Here is a 14,976-nt window from a genome sequence, read left to right on the forward strand (position 1 = left end):
TTTTTACTGGTTATTGACATGCCATAAATTAAAATTTTTTTTAGCTATAAATTAAAGCAATGGTTTAGAGGGCCACGCCCTTTGCCAAGTTTAAGATTTGCTCTTAGCGCTCCTGTTATATACTCTTTTGCTTTTTTTACGCTTTCAACGATATCAAGGCCCGATGCCAGGTTGCATGCGATAGCTGAAGAGAGAGTGCAGCCAGTTCCGTGAGTATTCGGATTATCAATTTTTGGAGATTCAAACCAGTAAGTATTGCCTTTAATGTAGAGCAAATCATCAGCACAGTCTTCAAGGTGCCCGCCCTTTACAAGCACATAGCCGCAAGTTACTTTTGCGATTTCTTCAGCAGCCTCTTGCATATCTTCTTTGCTTTTTATAGAAAGTCCCGTCAAGACTTCAGCTTCAGGAATATTAGGCGTTATTACCGTAGCAAGAGAAAAGAGATGCATTTTCAATGCATCGATGGCATTATCGCTTAAGAGCTTTCCGCCGCTGGTGGAAACCATGACAGGATCAACTACAATATTTACTGCTTGATAATGCTTTAGTTTTTGTGCTATAACTTCTATAATTTCTATATTTGACACCATGCCGATTTTAACTGCATCCGGTCTTATATCCTGAAAGATGCAGTCCAGTTGCTGGCCTACAAATTCTGGCGTTGCTTCGAAAATGCCGTACACCCCTGTTGTATTTTGAGCTGTCAGTGCAGTGATGGCGCTCATGGCGTACATTTTGTGGGCAGTTATGGTTTTAATGTCAGCCTGTATTCCGGCACCGCCGCTGCAGTCAGATCCTGCTATGGTGAGTACCTTTTTCACAGTATCATCTCCCAATCTTCAAAAGAATCAAGATAAATGTCAGCAATAGCTTTTATCTCTTCTAGTTTCTCGCGAGAGCTTTTATCGTATACTGCCACTACTGAAAGCCCGGCAGCTTTGGCACTTTTTATAGCATGAAGTGCATCTTCAAATACAACTGTTTCGCCTTTAGGAGTATTAAGCAATTCCAGTACTTTTAGAAAAAACTCCGGTGTATTTTTTCCCACTCCCGCATCGTAACATGTAAAGATAAAGTCAAAGTATTGTAGCACATCTAGCCTTTCCAGGGCAGCTTTTGCGAGTTCATGATCGGTAGCGGTGGCAATACACATCCTTACATTTTCTTTGTGAAGTCTTTCCAGAAAAGGCAATACACCAGCCTTAAGGGGTACTTTCAAAAAGTAATGATCCTCAATCATACCTAAAATTTCATCGATAATCTCATCTTCACTGCCAGAAATGTGGTATTCTTCTTTCAAATACTGGGCCGATTGGTTAAGACTCATTGGTTTGAGTATTTCATCAATGTTTTTCGGTGGATTTATGCCTTTTGCTTTCATATATTCTGACCCCAAATTTTCCCAAAAGGGCATTGAGTCAAGGAGCGTGCCGTCCAAATCGAATATTGCGCCTTTAAACTTCATAATTTACCACCCGAGATGATACCTCTCGCAGTTCACGTGCAGCAGCAGTAATATTCTCCTGAGCGAAAATTGCCGATACCACCGCAATGCCATCAATGCCGCTTCCTGCAAGTTTTATGGCATTATCTTTGTTAATGCCGCCAATGGCTACTACCGGAATTGATACTGCCTTGCAAATTTCCTTGAGGGTTTCCAAAGATACTGCTTCGGCATCCAGCTTTGTGGAAGTGGGAAATACAGAGCCAACGCCTATGTAATCTGCACCGCTTTCTTCTGCTAAAACCGCTTGTTCTACCGTCTGAGCCGAAACGCCCAGGATCTTGTCTGGGCCGATTATTTTTCTCACATCTTTTGGGGACATATCGCCCTGACCTACATGGACTCCATCTGCTCCTGCAGCCATTGCCACTTGAACGTTGTCATTGATTACATAGGGAATTTTATATTTATCCGTTACGCATTTTATTTCCTTTGCCAGCTGAAGAAAAGCATCGTATTCCAGGTTCTTTTCCCGCAATTGTAAGAAGGTTACCCCTGCTTTTATGGCTTCTTCAACCACATCGGCAAGAGTGCGACCTTTCAGCCATGTGCGGTCAGTAACCGCATACAGCAGCATTGAAGATTTATCTAATTTCAATTTTTGCGCCTCCCTTAATGGCCTCTGCATCTATTTTGCTGACGGCATCGATGAGGTATGTGCGGTAGGAAGCGTTGCCTCCATCTGTCTTTACCAATTTGTCATAAGCTATCTCACCGGCAAGACCAAAAGCACTTACCGCTGCTGCTGTGGCATCCAGGTGATTTTCCGGATTTGCAGCGCAGTAGGCTGCAATTACAGCAGTCAACATGCAGCCGGTGCCGGTGATCTTTGCCATCATCGGATGGCCGTTGCGGATAATGTATGCCTTACTTGCATCTGTTACGATATCGATAGCTCCGGAAATGGCAATTACAGCATTCGTTTTTGCACTTAACTCTTTTGCAAAAGAAATGGTTTCATCTAAGTTTTTCTCCGTTACAGCATCGCTTACGTCTGCATCTACTCCCTTAGTTGTTCCGCTGCCTTTTGAAACGGTTTTTATCTCGGAAATATTTCCCCTTATTACAGCGAACTTAACTTCTTCTAAAAGCTTAAAGGTAGTGTCTGTCCTGAGGCTTGATGCACCTGCTCCAACCGGGTCCAGGACTACAGGATGGGAAAGCTCATTTGCCTTTTTGCCGGTCTTTAACATAGTGGCAATTGTCCTTTGGTTAAGTGTCCCAATATTTATGACCAATGCGTTGCAGATAGCGGTAATTTCCACCGCATCTTTTTCATCGTCAGCCATAATGGGAGAACCGCCACAGGCCAGAAGTACATTTGCCACATCATTTACAGTGACATAATTTGTGATGCAGTGGACTAAAGGTGTTTTTTGCTGGACATTTTTTAAGATACTCTCAAACATAATAAAACCCCCTTCAAAATGTTATCGTTAGCAACAATGCAAACAAAGATTGCTGCTGTGTTCAGGGGACCTTGTTATTTAAAACAAAAGGGAAGTGCCTAGTAGGTACTCCCCTATATAAATGCAAAACGATTCCCTACGTTGGCATTATCCAAATCAGGTAATGAGGGTCGAAGCTGTACTCGCTTCCTCTCAGCCTGCAACACAAGCTCCCCTGAATATTGAATTTTTCTAAATTTTATCATATAAAAGACTGGGTGTCAATTTTCTGCTATGTTAACAGTGCTATGGATTGTTTAAAAAAATACTTTGTGATATAATTTTGTGATGTTAGTAGTTTAACATTTTATCGGCAATCCACGCATATTTGTCTTTGGTTTTCAGAGGCTGTAATTATACAGTCTTTCTTATTTTAAGGTGCAACTTTAAAAAACAGGAGAGAGATAAATTGAGAACCCTTTTGCCATACATGAGAAAATATATAGTTTATGCTGTTTTATGCCCATTATTTATGATCTTAGAAGCTTTGGCGGATATATTTATTCCTTATCTCATGTCTCGCATTGTAGATGTGGGGATAGCAAATCAGGATATTGAATATATCGTAAAAGTGGGGCTTATAATGGTAGGAGCTGCATTGCTTGCTATGTTCTTTGGAGTTGTAAGTGCCCATTTTGGTGCCAGGGCAGGTTTCGGATTTGCTGCAGAGATTAGACAGCAGGCCTTTGAAAAAGTCCAGAGTTTTTCTTTTGCAAATCTGGATCAGTTTACGGTGCCGTCACTTATAACCAGGCTCACAAATGATTGTAACACCATCGGACAGGTTACCATGATGAGTCTGCGCATGGCTGTGAGGGCTCCTTTTTTAATGCTATTTGCACTAATTATGGCCTTTAACATGAACGCAGAGCTAGCAAGGGTGTTTATGGTTGCAGTGCCCCTTACGGCAGCTATAATAGGCGCGGTTTTGCCTAAAGCAAGGCCCTTATTTCAAAAATTGCAAACCCGTGTTGACAGAGTAAACGCAGTCATTCAAGAGAACTTAATAGGTATCAGAGTCGTAAAGTCATTTAACAGGCAGCATCATGAGGAAAAGAGATTTAAAGAGAGAAATGACGCATTAAAAAATACCGCCCTCTACGCTATTTCCCTTGTTATATCCATTATGCCAATGCTTAATTTGATAGTCTACTCCACTATTATCGCAGTGCTGTGGTTTGGCGGCAAGCAGGTATCGGCAGGCACCATGGGCAGCGGTGAATTGATTTCCTTTATCACATATATTACACAGGTTTTGATTTCACTGATGATGATGTCCTTCTTTTTTATGCAGCTGCTTCGCGGTTCTGCATCAGCAGCAAGGATAATAGAGTTATTAAATACGGAGCCTGAAATAAAAGAACCCAAGCAGCCTGTAAAGGAATTAAAAGACGGTTCTGTAAGCTTTGAGCATGTCAGCTTTTCCTATCCCGGAAGTCGAGAAAAAACTCTTAAAGACATTACCGTTCACATAAAATCCGGTGAGATAGTGGGGATTATTGGTTCTACAGGTTCTTCCAAAACTACATTGGTGCAGCTTATTCCCAGGCTCTACGATGTAACAGAGGGCTCTGTTAAAGTAGGAGGAGTAGATGTAAGGGAATATGACATAAGAGCACTGCGGGATCAAGTAGCCTTCGTTTTGCAGAAAAACACGCTGTTTTCAGGTACCATTCGTGAAAACATGCTGTGGGGCAACGAAAATGCCACCGATGAGCAAATTATTAAAGCCTTAAAACAAGCACAGGCTTGGGAATTTGTATCAAAATATGAAGACGGATTGGATCATAGGGTAGAGCAGGGCGGTGACAACTTTTCAGGGGGACAAAAACAAAGGCTTACCATAGCGAGAGCTTTGTTGAAGTCGCCGAAGATTATAATCCTCGATGATTCAACAAGTGCGGTAGACATGGCTACCGATGCCAAAATCCAACGGGTTTTTAAATCGGAATTAAAAGACATAACGACTATCATAATCGCGCAAAGAATAGCTTCTATCCAGCACGCAGATAAAATCATTGTAATGCATGAGGGTAAAATAGAGTCTATTGGAGACCATGCCACATTAATTAAAGCATCTCCTATCTATAGAGAAATATACGAGTCACAGCAGAAAGGGGTGGGTATGGATTGTATAATAGAGGAAATAGAGTGAAGCCACAATTTGGACACAGACGGCTGCGCCCCAAGGATGCAAAAAACACTTTAATTAGACTGTTTAGCTATTTTAGGTTTAATAAAGTGCTTTTTTTCGGCGGCATATTCTTTATCATAGCTTCATCATTTTTGGAAGTTGCCGCGAATGGCATGTTAAGTCCCATCATTGATACAATTGTTAAAGGCGAAAGCACAGCCCAAGTAATCAGGTATATTCTCATAATGGGAGCAATCGTAATTTCAATTTCTATTTTCCAATATTTAGGGAATCTTTTTATGGCGAGATTGGCCCAGGGAACTGTTCACAGAATTCGCGAAGAAATGTTTTCGCACATGCAAAAGCTGCCTATTTCGTATTTTGACAAACAGACTCATGGAGATTTAATGTCTACTTTTACCAATGATGTGGATATGCTAAATCAATCCCTGGAACAAAGCGTATCTCAAATAATCGTTGCCGTTATAACAGTGGTTGGCTCTTTTACTATGATGTTTATCTTAAGTCCCGTGCTTACATTTGTAGTGGTGCTGATGCTGGGAGTAATGTTTACAGCCATAAAATACGTAGGTCAAAAGTCGGCGCAAAATTTCCGCTTTCAGCAAGCTGCCCTTGCTGATATGAATGGATATATAGAAGAGATGATGTCGGGGCAAAAAGTTGTAAAAGTATTTAACTATGAAGACAAGGCAATTGACAGGTTTTTAGAAAAGAATGAACAACTTCGCAGGGCAAGCACGCAAGCGTCTACTTACGGTGTAATGCTTATGCCGATTATGGGCAACTTATCCTATGTGCTATATGCACTTACGTCAATGCTTGGTGCATTTTTAGTTATGAAAAATGCAATGACCGTAGGAAACATTGCATCGTTCTTGCAATATACGAGAAGCATATCGCGGCCAATTACAATGGTTTCCAACCAACTAAATACTCTGTTTGCGGCTTTGGCAGGTGCAGAGCGAATTTTTGAGTTTCTAGATGAAGAAGTAGAGACAGATGAAGGTGATGTATGCCTTGTCAGAGAAGGGGAGGGAGCTCCTTACTGGAAAGTTCCTAAGGAAAATGGAGAATATGAGAAAGTACCCCTTCGAGGCTTTATTACTTTCAAAAATGTTAACTTTGGTTATGAATCTGGGCGCAGAGTATTAAACAACATAAATCTTTATGCAAAACCCGGCCAGAAAATTGCCTTCGTTGGTTCAACCGGTGCCGGGAAGACAACTATAACGAATCTTATAAACAGATTTTACGAGATAAATGAAGGCACTATACTCTTTGACGGAATAGATATCAAACGCATTAAAAAACAGGATTTAAGAAGCACCATGAGCATTGTGCTTCAGGATGTCCATTTATTTGAGGGGACAATTGCGGATAATATCAGATATGGCAGGCTTGATGCCACAGATGAGGAAGTGGTTGAAGCTGCAAAGCTGGCCAATGCCCATTACTTCATCAAAAACTTACCAAATGGTTATGACACCATGCTTACGATTGACGGCCAAAATCTTTCTCAGGGTGAGCGCCAGTTGCTTTCTATTGCAAGGGCAGCCATCGCTGACCCCACCATACTCATACTTGATGAAGCCACATCTTCTGTAGATACTAGAACAGAAAAGCTAATCGCAGAAGGTATGGACAAACTAATGGAGGGCAGGACCACATTTGTAATAGCCCATCGACTGTCAACGGTCCGCGATGCAGATGCGATAATGGTATTGGAACAGGGTGAAATTATTGAACGGGGAGACCATGAGGCTTTGATGAAACAAAAGGGACGTTATTATGCGCTAAATACAGGTGCGTTAGAATTACAATGAGGTGCAAAAGATAAAAAGGCCTTTAATGGCCTTTTTATTTTAAGCCAGCCCAAGGAGGGCTACCGTTAGCATTTTGCTCCAGGGGCGGTTGATTTCAGCCTTTGTCTGCAACTTTATAAAGTGACAAGGCTTATCATAAATGTATTAAATAAGATTATGTAGGAAAAAATGTGATATATAAAAGTGTCCGGAGTGGTATCTTTGTGTGAATTTTGCACCAAACACGGAGAAGGCAAGAAATGGTATGAAATCATGGAGCACTATTCAATGGAATTGTTAAAAGACCCAGGCCGTAAAGCATATATCGAACAATTCGTTTCAAATATTAGAAACAATTCGATGGATAATTTCGGCAAATTGCAATGGGTAAAAAACAAAGCGCCATTAGCACACCGCTTTATAAAAAAAATAGTTACAGCTCATTTAAAAAAATACCACTTTGGTCAGGTGATACCCATTGAAGATGCCGAAAGTATAGTAGAAAACGTCCAATCCATTACTAGAATTCCGTGCATATGCCGAAGCGTTACAGCAGGAAAAAATAATGCCAGGTACTGTCTACTCCTGGGCATTGATCCTACAGGTTTAAATATTGATTGGCCTGAATTAAAAACTAGCTTTGAGGTGCTTGTTCCTGCCGATGCTAAAAAGATTCTCAGAGTTTTTGACAGGCAGGGCTTGGTTCACTCCATCTGGACTTTTAAAACACCTTTTATCGGTGCTATATGCAATTGTGATAGAGACTGTTTAGCTTATAAATATCAAATAAGCGCCGATTTGACAGATATTATGTTTAAGTCTGAGTATGTGGCACAAATAGACAGAGATTTATGTATAGGATGCCGCAGTTGCATGAGCTTTTGCCAATTTGGAGCAGTAGAATATTCAATTGCAGACGGTAAGTGCCATATAAACCCTCACAAATGTTACGGCTGTGGAGTGTGCCGAAATGCCTGCAAAAAACAAGCTATAAAACTAACTGACAAACAAATTTCATCATGACGAGGAGGCTACCTAAGCGGAGCCGTTCATTTTGCCAGTTCCTTTAGAGAAAACAAGGAATACAACATCTGAATAATAATAAGCCTTCAGTGGAAGCTTTCACTGAAGGCTTTAGACGTTTGCCCCTTTTATTTATTTAAAAGAATCTCTATTTCATACTCACTCATTTTTTCCTGAATCCATGTCTGATATACTGCAGGCAGCTTTTCGTCAAAGAGGATTTCTTTTATTTCATCTTTACATTCTTCATATGTGGCTTCTTTTGCCGGCTTTTTATCTTCAACCTTAATTATATGGTATCCATAATCTGTTTTAACAGGGTCGCTGATTTGGCCTATTTCCATTGAAAAAGCAGCATCTTCAAACTCTTTCACCATTGCTCCTCTAGCAAAAAATCCAAGATCTCCACCTTGATCTTTATTGCTAGTATCTGTTGAGTATTCCTTTGCTAATTCTGCAAAATCCTCACCGGCATCTAGTTTTTCCTTGACTTCCCTGGCTTTATCCTCGCTGTCAACTAAAATGTGGCTGGCTTTTACCTGTTCTTTCTCATCAAAGCTTTCCTTGTTTTCTTCAAAGTAAGTTTTCATTTCATCTTCTGTTATTTTGACATCTGAGCCCAACAATTTTTCAATTTTTATATTTACCTTGATATTTTCCTTTATATCATCCAATGAAGCGCCATACATTCCAAGAAACTGTTCGAAGGTCTCACGGCCTCCATACTGCTCTGCTATTTTATCTATTTCCTTTTCTACTTCTTCATCTGTAACTTTTACATTTTGTTTTTTAGCTTCCAGGTCAATAATTTTATTGGCAACCAATGCATTAATAGCTGTCTGGCCATTTTCCTTAACTAGATAATCATACAGTTCATCTTTTGTAATTACTTCGTTGTTTACTCTAGCCACTACCTCTCCATTAGATTTACCGCATGATACCAGGATAAAGTTAAGCACAAGTGCAATAACTAAAATCATAACGAACAACTTGGTTTTGTTTATTTTTTCTTTAAAAATTTTCCTCACCCTCTAAATTAAATTTATACACGTATTAGTTTATCAGTTTTAAGGTGCTTATGTCCAGAGCTTTTTGTAGTTGTATTTTGCCACTTATTCCAAAAAGCTAAAAGGATATATCTATGCCATAAAACCTACTTTAAATTTTGTTTAAAAAAATACTCAAATAAGATATACTCTAGGTAGAAATCTTTAATTTAAGGAGTATTATTATGAATAAAGAAGATTGTATTGAAAAGATACGTTCATACTTTGCGAACAAAGATGACATATCTACTGTATACCTATTTGGATCAGTTGCAAAGGGAAAAACAACAAAAAACAGCGACGTAGATATTGCTGTATTATTTGTTAAAGGATTGTCTTTGCTTTATCGTTTTGAAAGAAAGCTTGAGATAGCCAATGATTTAGAAGATTTATTAAAGATGAAAGTAGATATTGTTGACTTGGAAAGTGCTGATTTGTTTTTCATTCATCAAGTAATGCTAAATAAGGAAATTGTTCTTGATAAGGATATTAATCGGCGCGTATCCTTTGAAGTCGAAAAGCGAAGAGCATATTTCGATATGAAGTTTTTTTATGACTTGTATCATATGCAGGCGTTGAAAAGACTGGAAGAAAAGAGGAGGAAATACAGAGATGGTTGATAGAGAAACAATAGTGAGGAGATTAACGTTGTTAGAAGAATACTATACTGATCTTGATGAAGCTAGACAGAAGCTGAGTTGGGAAAAATTTGAACGTGATAAAGTTGTTCGTCGATATATAGAGCGGACATTGCATATGGCAATTGAGGCTTGCCTGGATATTGCAAACCACATTATTGCTTATGAAGGCTATAGGGAACCGATCGATAATAAAGATGCCTTTCAAGTTCTTTATGAACAAGGGATATTAAAAGAAGGATTAACGGAGAATCTTAAAAAGATGGCCCAGTTTAGAAATGTAATTGTCCATGATTATATACGAGTACAGCCTGAAATTGTATTTACTATTCTTCAAAGAAACCAAGGGGATATATTAGAATTTGCTAATATAATCAAAGAAAAGTTTCTGGGCTGATTTAATACATAACACTACCTATTCATGTTGATAAAAGCTTAATAGAAATAATTGCACCTTTACAGTTCTTAAACCATTGTCATGAGAGTATAGATTTTAACTTTTCCCCGAAAGGTGGCTACATAAATGAAATTCAAAAAAGCTGTTCTATTTATTATTGTTGCTTTTATTTTTATGATGCAAATACAAGTGCTGGCAAGTGCCGCAGACGATGAAGTTGCCGTCCCTACCGTTGTCTTTGAAAATGGAACCGAACTAGCAATAGATTTAATTAATGACAAAAGAGAACAAGGGAAAACCATAATATATACTAGAGAATTTGGCGAGCATACTGAACCTTTTTCGGAAGGCGTCCATGAGATTGTGGTTGTAAACAACATAGTTACATATAAGAATACCAATGGAATAAAAGGAACATATATTCCCCTTGACGGCTATGTGATCTCATATACGGGCAATGATGTAAAGTTTATTGACGAAATCAATATTGGCGATGAAGCGGTACTTTTAAACCTTGAGGTACCAGCCCTACCCGATAAATATTTTAAGATAAAAGACCTAACCGTGCCTATAAATGCTGTAAACTCACCAAGAGATGCGAATTACGTTGTGCTTTATGATTCGTCCTATGGAGAGTCCACTAAGACCAATCCATGGGGCATGGAATTGACGGTAATAGATGGTGTAGTTACGCGTATAGTGGATATAAAAAATGAAAATGGGCAATTGCTAAATAACGATTCGCCCATACCGTCAAATGGAGTAGTTATATCCATACATTCCGGAAATCCGTTTTACAACGTCCTGCGCGAAACTGTAAAGTTAGGCGATATGGTCATAATTGCCCTTGACAATATAAACCCCTATAGTGCCGGCAAGATTACATATGATGCATATAATCCCCTGTCAATTGAGGACAATCCATTAGCCTGGGACGAAGAAAAGGGAGAGCCCTATGATAGCTTCCGGGGCCCCGACCAGATCATTATCTATGATTCAAGCTACGGCGCCCGCACCGGGACAAATCCCTACGGCTATGAAGTAGCAGTGGGCAGCCATGGCAAAATAATTCATACTGGCGGAAATGATTTAGAGATCCCCGATGGCGGCTTTGTCATATCTGGTCACGGCTCAAAAGCTGCTTGGCTTCAAAAATACGCCCGCTTGGGCTCAAAGGTGTTGCTAAATAGAGAAAAAAGCGAAATAAGGCTTATCTTTACGCCAAAATCCTATGAAGATATGGCGATTATTAGCATAGAATCCGCTCAGGAAAGTCTGTTTTCTGCGAGAAGAAAGTATTTGGACATCGATTATGACAGTGTAGAGCAGATTATAGATTTGGCTAAATCAAAAATGGAGCAAGTCAGTACCTTTTTAAATCACGGACAGTATCGAGAACTTATTAAAACCGTAGAGGATATACTAAATACTGCAGACCAAGCCTATTACATGACCTTTGAATCTCCGAAGGTGGAAAACAGAGGGGTATGGCTCAGACCTCGAGAAAAAAATATCGAAGAAGTAAAGAAACAGCTTGATATGCTTCAAGATTTAAATATAAACACTATATATCTTGAAACCTACTGGAACGGATACGGCATATACCCTACCAAAAATAAGATCATGGAGCACAACCCTATATATGATGGGTTTGATGTGTTAGGAGCTTATATAGGCGAAGCCCATGCCAGGGGTATGGAGGTTCATGCATGGGTAGAAAGCTTCCTGGTAGGTCAAAATGTGGCAGAAAGGAAGCCCGAATGGCTGGCAGTGAGCAGGCAGGGAGATAAATATTTTACAGATAGTAGCGGTGCAAAGTATTATTTCTTAAATCCTGCTTTACCTGAAGTGTATGATTTCTTATCGGAGCTTTACAAAGAGCTGGTAAAAACTTATGATATTGACGGCATACAGTTTGACTATATGAGATATCCCGAATCCGGAGACTACTCCAATGATTTCGGTTATGATGAATATACCCGGAAACTTTTTAAAGCTGACTTCGGCAAAGATCCAATTGAGCTTGATGTAGAAGATAGGTTGTGGAAAAAATGGTGTGACTTTAGGGTAAAAATAATCAACAGCTTTGCCTATAAAATTTTTTCGGAAGTTAAGACCTTAAAGCCGGAACTTCAAATATCTGCAGACGTATGGCCGGACTATGATGAAACCATTAAAGATACCTTCCAAAACCCTAAAAATTGGACAACCCGAGACTATCTGAACGTCATTATCCCCATGTCATATTACCTGAGCGAACAGCCGGTTGTTGAAGATATATTAAGGACTCAGGCCTTTTCCAAAGGTCATGCCCTGATAAATGTGGGCCTTTCTACACTTTCGAAAGTGGATACCAAAATACTCTTGAGGCAGATCGATGCTGCAAGAGCTGAAAGTGCAAGCGGGGTAGCCATCTTTGAATCCCAAACCCTGTTAAATGGGCGCTACGGCAGTGCGTTAAAACTGGGCGCTTTCAAAACACCGGCAGTTACAACTAAAGACCCAGAACAAGCGGTAAACATTATACTTTCCGATATTATAAGAAAAATAGATGATATATACGTAAAATACAGTGGAATGATGTATCACAAGTCACTAAAATATAAAAAACTTATAAAGGATATCAAGGTTGATTTAAGCAGCCAAAAAAAGGCCAATCTACTTAAAAAAGACCTGGAAAAGTTAAAAGAAACTGTTGAAGATGACCGAACTTTAAATAGACAGGTGGCTTCAAGAATTGCTGCAGACTTAGTTAAAGCAATTGATATAGTAGATGAATATATTTCGAACTTAAGGTTTATAGATAAACTCTAGACTAATAAAGAGGAATGAGCAATATTGAAAATAAAAGTAACTCCTGAAGACTTTATCGTAAGAGAACTTATAAATTTAAAGCTTAAGGCTGACGGTCCCTATCGCATATACCTTTTAGAAAAGCGGCACTGGAACACCATTGATGCGCTTCTTGCCATAGCCAGGCAAAACAGGATGCCTATGGCCAAAATAGGTTACGGAGGCCGAAAGGACCGTCATGCAGTGACGTATCAATATATTTCCGTGCCAAAGAAATACGACCTTTCCTTTAACATGTCAAATGTCAAACTTACTTTTATGGGCTTTGCTGATGATTTTGTATCTGCAGCAGTGTTAAAAGGAAATCAATTTGAAATTACAGCAAGAAAAATCCCTTTGCACCAAAAGGAATCCATCCTGCAGCGTATACATGAAATTAGCCGCTACGGTTACCCCAACTACTTTGACGACCAGCGTTTCGGCTGCATAATGAAATCCGACGAGATTTTAGCTGAAAGGATACTCAGGAAGCATTACAAAGGTGCTTTAAAGCTCTACTTTACCACAATAGGTCCGGGAGACAAAAAAGCGGAAAAACAGCGGAAAAGAAAAATAGAAGAGCTTTGGGGCGACTGGCATGCTATTGCTCCTTTGTGCAAAACAAAGGCCGAAAGGGATATCATAAAAATCCTTTTAGAAGGTGACAGCAAAAGCCAGCTGGTAAAGGCCATCAATGTCATTCCAAAAGAGGAACTGTCAATGCACTTTTCGGCATACCAGAGCTTTCTATGGAACCTGAGCCTTGAGCAGGTTTTGCTAAAACATATAAAAAAGCCCTTTAAAATAAAGGGGAAGATCATGGACTACGCATTTTATAAGACATTGGATGAAGGGGCTTTGAAAAAATTAAAAAATACACAAATTCCAACCGCGGCTTATAAAATCCCGGGCAATGCCGAGATATCTAAAATTGTAAGGGATATTTTGTCCGAACGAGGATTAAAACCCTCTGACTTTAATCTGACCAAAATCCGAAAATCTTTTTTCAAATCCTTTTTCCGCCCGGCAATAGTGTTTCCTGTGTGGGACCACACTGTTCCAGTCCTTTTTAAAGAAGATGATATCTATCCAGGATTTTTAAAACTGCAGCTAAAGTTCAACTTACCTTCAGGAAGTTTTGCCACAATGTTGATAAAAGGCCTACGTGATTGATGATACATGGACTACCTAATTGTATTAACTTTAGTCAAATGCTATAATTAGGTGTTGGTAGCATATAACATATTTAAAGGAGCATCAAATTGAGTAAAGATAACAGTCCAATCTTATTCAAATTATTATTTTTCTTTAGCGGATTATACATTGCTGCCCTTGGGAAGGTCTTCCTAATCGAATCCAAATTAGGGGTAGATCCTTGGACGGTGTTTTACCTTGGCGTAGCCAACTACATTCCCTTTACCGTTGGCCAGATTACCCAATTAATTGGGGCCATAATGATTTTAATAGGTTGGGCTCTCAAAATAAAGCCAAGTATCGGCACCTTTTTAAATATGTATTTCTTTGGTGTATTTCTTGATTTAAACTTAGCTATTAATGATGCTTTAAATATTGTTAAACCGTCCGAAAGCTTGTTAGTTTCCATCATATACTTAATTATTGGCATTGTTGTATGCGGCATAGGTTTTGGCATGTATATCAACGGCAAACTGGGAGCTGGCCCAAGAGACAGTTTTATGCTTGGCATGTCAAAAGTTACCGGGAAAAAGCCCGGCACAATTAGAACATATATGGAAAGCACCGCTGCCATTACCGGATGGCTTTTAGGGGGCCCCTTAGGTTTAGGGACTTTGGCATATGCTTTAAGTGTTGGGACCATTATGCAGTGGACCCTTGATAATATAAAAATTCCCGAGAGGGCAACGGCAAAAGAAACGGTAAAAGAGACAGTAAAAGACGTGGGGGCATCCTCTTAATATATTTTTAGTTTTTAAAAGTCATTCTAAAAATTAGAATAAGCTTCAAACAGGGCTCATAAAATTTAGTGCTTCCATATAGTTTTCAAAAATGTATAAATCTCTAAAGTAAAGGCATTCCGCCATTGGTCCTTGTCATGTGGTACGGAATTTGCATAGTTTTATTTTTAAAAAACATATTATGTTGGAGGTTT

At 39.3% G+C, this 14,976-nt stretch carries 13 protein-coding genes and 1 riboswitch; of the genes, 8 read left to right on the forward strand and 5 right to left on the reverse strand.

Going from position 1 to position 14,976, the window contains the following annotated elements:
* Positions 1 to 44: 44 nt before the first annotated feature.
* From thiD to thiM, 4 genes are read right to left on the reverse strand one after another with little or no spacing between them, the layout of a single operon-like run.
* The gene (gene thiD / locus JT739_RS02575) at positions 45 to 824 is read right to left on the reverse strand and encodes a bifunctional hydroxymethylpyrimidine kinase/phosphomethylpyrimidine kinase (protein ID WP_237659527.1); all 780 of its coding nucleotides are present in this window, start codon (positions 822 to 824) and stop codon (positions 45 to 47) included.
* Positions 821 to 1,468, reverse strand: coding sequence for an HAD family phosphatase (locus JT739_RS02580; RefSeq protein WP_237659528.1), 648 nt, complete (start codon positions 1,466 to 1,468; stop codon positions 821 to 823). The genes thiD and JT739_RS02580 overlap by 4 nt, the downstream gene beginning before the upstream one ends.
* Positions 1,458 to 2,105 carry a thiamine phosphate synthase gene (thiE, locus tag JT739_RS02585; protein WP_237659529.1) on the reverse strand — a complete coding sequence of 216 codons (648 nt, stop codon included), beginning with the start codon at positions 2,103 to 2,105 and terminating at the stop codon, positions 1,458 to 1,460. The genes JT739_RS02580 and thiE overlap by 11 nt, the downstream gene beginning before the upstream one ends.
* Positions 2,092 to 2,916: a hydroxyethylthiazole kinase gene (thiM, locus tag JT739_RS02590; protein WP_237659530.1), complete on the reverse strand. Its 825-nt coding sequence runs from the start codon at positions 2,914 to 2,916 to the stop codon at positions 2,092 to 2,094. The genes thiE and thiM overlap by 14 nt, the downstream gene beginning before the upstream one ends.
* Before the next feature lie 118 nt (positions 2,917 to 3,034).
* Positions 3,035 to 3,142: riboswitch (TPP riboswitch) on the reverse strand.
* Positions 3,143 to 3,364: 222 nt separating this feature from the next.
* On the opposite strand from thiM, the gene JT739_RS02595 reads away from it, so the two are divergent.
* The 3 genes from JT739_RS02595 (at position 3,365) to JT739_RS02605 (ending at position 7,935) form a co-directional block, all read left to right on the forward strand.
* Complete coding sequence (locus tag JT739_RS02595; RefSeq protein WP_237659531.1) at positions 3,365 to 5,110, forward strand: ABC transporter ATP-binding protein; 1,746 nt, start codon at positions 3,365 to 3,367, stop codon at positions 5,108 to 5,110.
* Positions 5,107 to 6,933, forward strand: coding sequence for an ABC transporter ATP-binding protein (locus JT739_RS02600; protein WP_237659532.1), 1,827 nt, complete (start codon positions 5,107 to 5,109; stop codon positions 6,931 to 6,933). Before JT739_RS02595 ends, JT739_RS02600 begins: the two co-directional genes overlap by 4 nt.
* 201 nt (positions 6,934 to 7,134) lie before the next feature.
* On the forward strand, positions 7,135 to 7,935 hold the full coding sequence (locus tag JT739_RS02605; RefSeq protein ID WP_237659533.1) for a 4Fe-4S dicluster domain-containing protein: 801 nt from the start codon (positions 7,135 to 7,137) through the stop codon (positions 7,933 to 7,935).
* A 128-nt stretch (positions 7,936 to 8,063) separates the two neighbouring features.
* Here the strand turns inward: JT739_RS02605 and JT739_RS02610 are convergent, their stop codons facing one another.
* Positions 8,064 to 8,963, reverse strand: coding sequence for a peptidylprolyl isomerase (locus JT739_RS02610; RefSeq protein WP_237659534.1), 900 nt, complete (start codon positions 8,961 to 8,963; stop codon positions 8,064 to 8,066).
* Positions 8,964 to 9,166: 203 nt separating this feature from the next.
* Here JT739_RS02610 and JT739_RS02615 point away from each other — a divergent pair, with 203 nt between their 5' ends.
* From JT739_RS02615 to JT739_RS02635, 5 genes are all read left to right on the forward strand, one after another.
* Complete coding sequence (locus JT739_RS02615; RefSeq protein ID WP_237659535.1) at positions 9,167 to 9,601, forward strand: nucleotidyltransferase domain-containing protein; 435 nt, start codon at positions 9,167 to 9,169, stop codon at positions 9,599 to 9,601.
* Complete coding sequence (locus tag JT739_RS02620; protein ID WP_237659536.1) at positions 9,594 to 10,016, forward strand: DUF86 domain-containing protein; 423 nt, start codon at positions 9,594 to 9,596, stop codon at positions 10,014 to 10,016. The genes JT739_RS02615 and JT739_RS02620 overlap by 8 nt, the downstream gene beginning before the upstream one ends.
* Positions 10,017 to 10,142: 126 nt before the next feature.
* The gene (locus JT739_RS02625; RefSeq protein ID WP_237659537.1) at positions 10,143 to 12,830 is read left to right on the forward strand and encodes a glycoside hydrolase family 10 protein; all 2,688 of its coding nucleotides are present in this window, start codon (positions 10,143 to 10,145) and stop codon (positions 12,828 to 12,830) included.
* A gap of 24 nt (positions 12,831 to 12,854) precedes the next feature.
* A complete protein-coding gene (truD, locus tag JT739_RS02630) occupies positions 12,855 to 14,021 on the forward strand; it encodes a tRNA pseudouridine(13) synthase TruD (RefSeq protein ID WP_237659538.1) in 1,167 nt (388 codons plus the stop codon).
* A gap of 89 nt (positions 14,022 to 14,110) precedes the next feature.
* Entirely contained in the window at positions 14,111 to 14,782 is a 672-nt protein-coding gene (locus tag JT739_RS02635) for a YitT family protein (RefSeq protein WP_237659539.1), read from the forward strand.
* Positions 14,783 to 14,976: the final 194 nt, after the last annotated feature.

Source organism: Tepidanaerobacter sp. GT38, from assembly GCF_021991635.1.
Taxonomy (GTDB): Bacteria; Bacillota; Thermosediminibacteria; order Thermosediminibacterales; family Tepidanaerobacteraceae; genus DTU063.